The organism is Psychrobacter sp. FME13 (assembly GCF_014861395.1).
GTDB lineage: Bacteria > Pseudomonadota > Gammaproteobacteria > Pseudomonadales > Moraxellaceae > Psychrobacter.
On the sequence record NZ_RRYV01000003.1, the window covers coordinates 57,954 to 65,849 of the forward strand.

General features: G+C 44.0%; 8 protein-coding genes. 5 read left to right on the top strand and 3 right to left on the bottom strand.

Annotated elements, in window-relative coordinates:
• Positions 1–133: 133 nt before the first annotated feature.
• Entirely contained in the window at positions 134–772 is a 639-nt protein-coding gene (locus EI164_RS01155) for a carbonic anhydrase (RefSeq protein WP_192518164.1), read from the bottom strand.
• A 541-nt stretch (positions 773–1,313) separates the two neighbouring features.
• On the opposite strand from EI164_RS01155, the gene potA reads away from it, so the two are divergent.
• The 5 genes from potA to EI164_RS01180 all read left to right on the top strand — a co-directional run bounded on the left by potA (position 1,314) and on the right by EI164_RS01180 (position 6,023).
• Positions 1,314–2,555 (top strand): spermidine/putrescine ABC transporter ATP-binding protein PotA, encoded by a 1,242-nt coding sequence (potA, locus tag EI164_RS01160; protein WP_192518165.1) that lies wholly within the window; start codon positions 1,314–1,316, stop codon positions 2,553–2,555.
• On the top strand, positions 2,555–3,433 hold the full coding sequence (gene potB / locus EI164_RS01165) for a spermidine/putrescine ABC transporter permease PotB (protein WP_192518166.1): 879 nt from the start codon (positions 2,555–2,557) through the stop codon (positions 3,431–3,433). The genes potA and potB overlap by 1 nt, the downstream gene beginning before the upstream one ends.
• Positions 3,433–4,221 (top strand): spermidine/putrescine ABC transporter permease PotC, encoded by a 789-nt coding sequence (gene potC / locus EI164_RS01170; protein WP_192518167.1) that lies wholly within the window; start codon positions 3,433–3,435, stop codon positions 4,219–4,221. Before potB ends, potC begins: the two co-directional genes overlap by 1 nt.
• A 93-nt stretch (positions 4,222–4,314) precedes the next feature.
• On the top strand, positions 4,315–5,205 hold the full coding sequence (locus EI164_RS01175) for a LysR family transcriptional regulator (RefSeq protein WP_192518168.1): 891 nt from the start codon (positions 4,315–4,317) through the stop codon (positions 5,203–5,205).
• A 314-nt stretch (positions 5,206–5,519) separates the two neighbouring features.
• Positions 5,520–6,023, top strand: a complete 504-nt coding sequence (locus EI164_RS01180) for a GNAT family N-acetyltransferase (protein ID WP_192518169.1) — start codon at positions 5,520–5,522, stop codon at positions 6,021–6,023.
• Between the two features lie 125 nt (positions 6,024–6,148).
• Here the strand turns inward: EI164_RS01180 and crcB are convergent, their stop codons facing one another.
• Together crcB and tsaD are read right to left on the bottom strand one after the other, a co-directional pair.
• Positions 6,149–6,520 carry a fluoride efflux transporter CrcB gene (gene crcB / locus EI164_RS01185; RefSeq protein WP_192518170.1) on the bottom strand — a complete coding sequence of 124 codons (372 nt, stop codon included), beginning with the start codon at positions 6,518–6,520 and terminating at the stop codon, positions 6,149–6,151.
• A 51-nt stretch (positions 6,521–6,571) separates the two neighbouring features.
• A complete protein-coding gene (gene tsaD, locus EI164_RS01190; protein ID WP_192518171.1) occupies positions 6,572–7,630 on the bottom strand; it encodes a tRNA (adenosine(37)-N6)-threonylcarbamoyltransferase complex transferase subunit TsaD in 1,059 nt (352 codons plus the stop codon).
• Positions 7,631–7,896: the final 266 nt, after the last annotated feature.

A 7,896-nucleotide genomic window follows, 5' to 3' on the forward strand; every position in this document is an offset into this window, starting at 1 on the left:
AATATTAACAATATATTGAATTGAGAAATAAGCGCGCAAAATTTTTTTTACGCGCTTGACCCTCTTATCATAATAAAAAATCATGAAAGGATTGAGAGGGTTTTGTAAGAGTCTGTGCTAGGGCGGGGTTTAATTAACTTTCTAAAAACCTTACTTTTCCTGTCTCTAAGTCATACTCGGCACCAACGACTAGCAATTGACCGCTATTAGTCAAATCTTCTAGCGCACGCGAACCATGCTTAAGCTGACTAACTGACATGCGTACGTTGGCACGGATAGAGCGGTCTAGCAATTCATCAGCATCGACATCCTGACCGTTCGCTGTTGCTAGCTCATGTAAATTATAGACACTTGGGCGAATACGATCGACGATAGATTGCAAGTTAGGAGAGTAGTTTTGCTCGGGATTGATAAGCGTCTCTACACAGGCCGTGACCGCACCGCAATGTGAATGTCCAAGTACCACGACCAGTTTTGTACCAAATTTTTCAGCAGCAAACTCAATGGATCCAATCTGTGAAGGCGCTACCACGTTTCCTGCGACTCGAATGACAAACAAATCACCTAAGCCCTGATCAAATACAATCTCAACAGGTACGCGTGCATCCGAACAACCCAAAATAATCGCCAAAGGATCTTGATCTTTCACCAACTCTGGTCGACGCTGCATACCTGACTCAATACTGGTAAGACTATCCACATAGCGTGCGTTGCCTTCTCTTAAAATCTCAAGGGCTTCTTGACCCGTTTTTGGGCGTGTATCGTTAGGCATAAAATATCCTTTATTATCAATATTATGAAAGTGACAGGCTGTTTTAAATCGATTTATACAAACAAAAATTGGCTCAGTATTTACTAGCAATGATTAATAACCAGCATGCTGACCATATTTGTCAGCCACAACGTGATTGTATAGCAATCAGAATTAAAAATTGATAAAAAGTTTAGGTTTAATGTCTCTGCAGAACCTCCATACTTTTGCATCATAACTTTTTCCTCATATAGTATAGAGAAACGGTAAAGAGCAAAATGATAAATATTAACGGCAATTTTTTCCTTGTTTATCTAAAACCTGTCTCATTTCAAGCCTCACAATCTAATTAATGACACGTCCTAATACAAGCGATTGCATACCACTTGTCATCGCTTGCATCCTTATAACGAACTTGCACTAATTTATATCGAGGGTTTGTTATAATACGTGTCAATAAAACTAAGTTTATCTCTACTGATCATATCCACATTCAATCACCTTGATAGCAGCATCCTAAATAAATCGCCATATCATCATGTTAGATGCCTAGGAAAAAACCATGACCATCCCTCCTCCCAATACGCACAAAACTCCTGTATCACCCAATGATGACAAGGTGCTGTTGCAACTGACTGGTCTAAAAAAAACCTTTGATCAAACGGAAGTATTAAAAGATATCAACCTAGATATCAAGCATGGAGAGTTTCTGACCCTGCTAGGCCCATCCGGTTGTGGCAAGACGACATTACTACGTTTGATTGCAGGTTTTGAGCAGCCAAATGAGGGCGCTATATATTTGGATGGTCTACAGATGGCAGGGTTGCCAGCAGATAAACGTCCAGTCAATACTGTATTTCAGCAATATGCATTGTTTCCTCATATGAGTGTCGCACAAAATGTGGCGTACGGACTCAAACTCAAAAAAGTATCTAAAGATGAGACTAAAACACGAGTGAGCGAGATGCTCGCCATGGTACAGCTAGAGCATTTAGCCAATCGTAAACCACAAGATTTATCAGGTGGTCAGCAGCAGCGTGTAGCGATTGCGCGTGCCGTGATCAATCGTCCCAAATTATTATTACTTGATGAGCCATTATCCGCGCTCGATCACAAGCTGCGTTTGCAAATGCAATCTGAGCTAAAACGATTACAGCGTGAGCTGGGCATTACTTTTGTATTTGTCACTCATGACCAAGAAGAAGCACTATCGATGTCGGACCGTATCGCGGTGATGAAAGATGGCTCATTTCAGCAAATCGGCACACCCATTGAGATTTATGAGACGCCTGCCAACTTGTTCACCGCCAAATTCATCGGTGAGACCAACTTGTTCAAAGCTGAAGTAAAAGGTGTGTATCCCAATCAGCCAGATCGTGATGGCAAAGTCACCAACGGACGTATCGAAGTAGAGGTTTGCGAGGCGCAAGCACAAGATGGACCTACAGCACTACGGAATCTACGCCGTCCTAATTTTGCCAATGATGTGCAGGTAGGCGACATCGTAAATTTACTGCTTCGTCCTGAAGACTTACGGATTTATGATCCAAAAGATGATGAAAACATTGGCCTGTTTGGCCGCGTTATTGAAAGCAACTATAAAGGCAGTACGTTAGACTCAATTATCGAACTGGCAAACGGTCATATTATTAAGGCCTCTGAGTTCTTTGATGAAGACGACCCGAGCTTTGATTACAAACTAAACGAAGGTGTCAAAGTCTCATGGGTAGATGGCTGGGAATGGGTATTGCCAGAAGTCTCCGAAAATATGTCAGACACGACTGTACAAAAGGATGGTAGCTGATGGCACCTCGTAGCTTGGGCAGTAAAAGTCCTTTTCGTACCGCAACGCTATGGTTGATTTGGGGTTGGCTACTGATATTTGCGCTATTGCCAAACATCTTAGTCATTGCTGTCAGTTTTTTGACCCGTGATAGCAGTGCTTTTATTAGCTTGCCGGTCAGCATCGATAGTTATGTGCGTATGATCGACCCCTTATATTTTGAGGTCTTTGTGCACTCACTATGGATGGCAGGTATCACAACCGTCATCTGCTTACTACTCGGTTACCCTTTTGCTTGGCTGATATCTAAAGCCAAAGTACGCTGGCAACCACTATTGATGATGCTATTGATACTGCCATTTTGGACCAACTCTTTAGTACGTACCTATGCACTCAAATTACTGTTTGCTAATAACGGTTTGATTAATAAATCACTACTTGCTATAGGCGTTATCGATACACCTATCGATATTTTATATACGCAAGGTGCGGTGATTGCTGGTCTGACGTATTTGTTATTTCCATTTATGGTATTGCCTTTATATGCGGTGTTTACTGATTTACGTAATGACATGCTGTTGGCCTCTCAGGATTTGGGTGCATCCAAGACCCAGACGTTTTGGCACGTGGTGCTACCATTGACGACACCTGGGATTATCTCTGGGGTGCTCTTAGTGTTATTACCTGCGATGGGTATGTTTTATGTAGCAGATATTTTGGGTGGCTCACGTAACTTATTGGTCGGTAATATCATCAAAAACCAATTTTTAGATGCCCGTGACTGGCCATTTGGGGCCGCCGCCAGTGTAATACTGACACTGGCAATGGCGTTGTTATTACTCGCCTACCGCGCCAGCAGTCGCCGTATTGGTAAAACCGACTTTAATGAGGTGGCCTAATGTCTCATTCACGCACATTGAAGCTTGGCAGTATCGCTGCTAAAGGCTACCTTAGCTTGATTTATACCTTGCTATATCTACCTATCATCGTCTTAGTAGTGATGTCATTTAACCAGTCAAAGATTGGCTACAACTGGGGCGGGTTTAGCTTAAAGTGGTATGAATCGCTCTTTAATAACCAAGCGATGCTCGATGCGTTTTGGCACTCTATTGTCTTAGGTTTAGTCGCTGCAACTGTCTCAACGTTGATAGGTACACTCACTGCCCTAGCCTTACATCGTTATAATTTTCGCGGTAAAGGCCTACTAAATGGTCTGCTATTTGTGTTGATGATGTCGCCTGAGATTGTGCTCGCTATCTCGTTATTAGCATTGTTCTTATTAATCGGACTGCAATTGGGCTTTGTCTCACTGCTATTGGCACACATTACCTTTTGCTTGCCCTTCGTGGTCATCACTGTGTTTGCACGGCTGAGTAGCTTAGATGAGCGCTTGATGGAAGCGGCACGTGATTTAGGTGCCAATGAATCAACGATGGTGCGCACTGTACTAATTCCAGTCATTTTACCTGCGGTTATGGCAGGTTGGTTGCTGGCCTTTACCTTGTCACTAGATGATGTAGTGGTTTCAACCTTTGTGACAGGACCCAGTTATGAGATTTTACCGTTACGGATTTATTCTATGGTAAGAGTTGGGTTAAAGCCTGAGGTCAATGCCATTGGTACATTATTATTAGTCGCTTCTTTAATATTGGTTATTATCTCACAAGTACTGTTGCGCAAGCGCTAGCTGTTGCTGAATCATTAATTATATACTATGAATGAAAGTCAGCAACATATGTACTATAATGAATTTATCTCACTTTAGTGGTTAGGTCGTCTTATGCTAGAACTACGCCATCTCAACACCTTGACCGCGCTACGAGCGCATGGCTCACTTGCTGCCGCTGCCGATGAGCTGCACGTCACAGCGTCTGCGGTATCACACCAATTAAAAGAGCTAGAGAGTTACTACGATATCAACTTGGTCAATCGTCGTACGCGACCGCTCACCTTTACGCCAGCTGGTAAAGCCGTACTGGCATTAGCAGATAACATCCTGCCGCAAGTGACCCGTACCAAATCCAATCTTAAACGCCTAGCACACGGGCAAGCAGGCAGGTTACGCCTAGCCTCTGAATGTCACAGCTGCTTTGATTGGCTAATGCCGATACTCAATCAGTATCGCCGCGAATGGTCTGATGTGGAGCTGGACTTTGCGACGGGCTTTGAGCCTGAGCCCCATCATTTATTGATGGAAGGTGATATTGACCTGCTGATTACCACCAGCAACTTACCGATAGAAGGACTCTGTTATCAGCCACTATTTGAATACGAGAGTCGTTTAGTACTGTCACCCATGCATGATTTGGCAGCGCAAGATTTTATCGATCCAAGTGATTTGACTGATGAGACTTTGATTGCCTATCCCGTCGAGGCCAAACGTCTCGATATTATCGCCAACTTTATGACGCCAGCGCAGGTAAGCTTTGAGAGCGTTCGTACGACAGAGCTGACAGCGATGCTGATTCAGCTGGTCGCTAGTGAACGCGGAGTTGCTGCATTGCCTGATTGGGTCGTCGCGGAATATGAGAAAAAAGGTTGGGTCGTCTCGCGGAAGTTGGGTGTAGGTGTACATTGTCAGTTGTATGCAGCAACGCGCACATCTAGCCAAGATACGGCGTATATGCAAGGGTTTGCGAATTTACTAGAAGGGATAGTGAAGCCGTTGTAGGTTCATTACTGATTACTTTCTTATAGTTATAAAATATTAGTCACTTTTTCATATCGTAACAAATGTTATGGTAAATAATGGTTCCCTAGTGAGGAATTGAACCTTAGGCTGTAGGCTAATGGTATCAGGGTTTTAACTTGCTAAGATAACCACAGTGTACTTCATGGTGTACTTACCATACATATTCTATCTATGATCGGTGCGCTATACAGGCTTCGAACTATATGCTATATCTCAGAGAGTTGAGTCTCTGATAATCCCGGTGCGGTTCAACGTGCAAGTTACACAACAATTCGTATTTAAGGATAAGTATAATGAAAATTGAAATACGTCATGCCGAGCCAGAAGATGCAGAAGCGTTGCAAGCCATTCATGCAGATGAGGCCTTATATGCAAATACTTTGCAGTTGCCTATGCCGTCCAAGACCCTATGGCATAAACGATTGGCGGATATATCTGAAAATACGTATTTTCTGGTGGCTGAAGTTGAGGGTGAAGTAGTAGGTTGTCTAGGGCTTGATACCATGATATCAAAACGTCGACGCCATGTAGCAAGCTTTGGGGTCAGCGTAAAGTCCGCGTCACAGGGTAAGGGTGTGGGTCGAGCTCTTATAACTACAGCGCTGGATTTGGCCGATAATTGGCTGGATATAAAACGTATTGAGATTACTGCTTACACCGATAACATCGGAGGCATTGGTTTATATAAAAGCTTGGGCTTTGTGATAGAAGGTGAAATGGTGGATTATGCTTATCGTAACGGCGAGTATGTCAATGCCTATCAGATGGCAAGAATTCGAAAAGCTAAAAATGGGTGATTCTGGGTATACCCCAAGGTAACCAGTTATTTTGCCCTTCAAACCTATTAACAGACCACTTAAAATAGACTGCTATCATGGAACCACTTATAACAGACCATTAAACGATGACTATCTACCAACGGCTACAAAACCAACTTAAAGAAGTAAAATCCCAGCGCGGTTGCCACTAATGTCAGGCCAACGTGCAGACCTATCAATGCAAGACCTGCTAATAACCTGCCTTCGCTGATAAAAGTAAACACTTCCGCGCTAAAGGTACTAAAAGTCGTCAACCCGCCCAAAAACCCAGTGATCACAAACAGTCGAATATTAGGAGACAGACCGCTGCCCATCCGCTCGAACCAAACTAAGGCCAACCCTATTAGCAGACCGCCCAAGATATTAGCACCCAATGTACCCAGTGGTATCCAGCTGTGCAGCGGGTTAAAGCGAGCCAACCATGTCCGCAAGCACGCGCCAAATGCTGCTCCTAAACCAACGGCAAGCCACTGCATAGACCATCCTTACTTCTAATAGACGTTAGAGTTTGTTGAATAAAATACTTTTTATACCGCAGGCAGCTCAGTCATCGGCCAACGTGGCACACAGCTCACGGCTAGTTCATCAGACTGCCCAGCCTGCAAGCGCTCATAACCTGCATAAGCAATCATCGCCCCATTATCCGTACACAAGGCAGGTGGTGCATAATGCACCGTCGCGTTTATCTTTGCCAGTTCAGCTTCTAAAGTCGTGCGCAAATGCGTATTAGCGCTGACACCACCTGCTATCACCAGTCGGCTCATATCAACTTGCTTGAGTGCTTTGACGCACTTTTTCACCAATGTATCGACCACTGCATGTTGAAAACTGGCAGCAATATCCGCTCGCACTTGTGGATCGCTATCAGAGCTATTACCTGACCCTCCTGATAGTGGCGTGTCTTTGATGAGATTATGCACGGCTGTTTTCATACCACTAAAAGAAAAGTCTAAACCACGATGTAACATCGGTCTGGGCAGATGGTACGCATCAGGGTTACCTGTCTCAGCCAATTTAGCGATATTGGGGCCACCAGGATAAGGCAAGCCTAGCATCTTAGCCGCTTTATCAAAGCACTCACCGGCAGCATCATCTATCGATTCACCTAATATCTCATACTGCCCGACCCCACGTGCAGCGATCAGTAACGTATGTCCACCAGAGACCAGTAACGACACAAAAGGAAACGCAGGAGGGTGTGCACCCATCAGCGGTGCCAGTAGATGCCCTTCCATATGATGAATGCCGATCGCTGGGATATCCAAACCATAAGCCAAACTGCGTCCAAATAATGCGCCCGTCATCAACGCACCAATGAGACCTGGGCCTTTGGTATAAGCAATCGCATCGATCTCGCTTTTTTTCATATCGCACTGCTCTAACAGCTCATTGAGCAAAGGCACTAGTTTGCGAATATGATCGCGACTGGCAAGCTCAGGTACCACGCCGCCATAGAGGGCATGCAGCTCTATTTGTGAATACAGCACTTGCCCAACCAAACCTTGATTGTCATTAGCCATCTGCTCGCTATCAAAAATCGCTAGACCAGTCTCATCACAAGAGGTCTCTAAACCCAACACTTTCATATTTTTGCCTTTATGCTTTTATTTTTATGCTACTTTTGCAATGTTTGTCTTTTTATAGTCAAATCCATATAAATCCGCTACATCGTCATCCTCGCTGACCATACTAATGTATAGCTTGCACTCGATTTCCTTGTATCGAAATTATTTGAACTCCACTATATGCTGGCGCTAAAGCTTGAGTAGCCATAAAAACGGAGGTTTCAATCATTGGTTGACATACTCCCACCACTTTCGCAAAGCTCAAGTGGGGGATTCTAAAAGCAAAT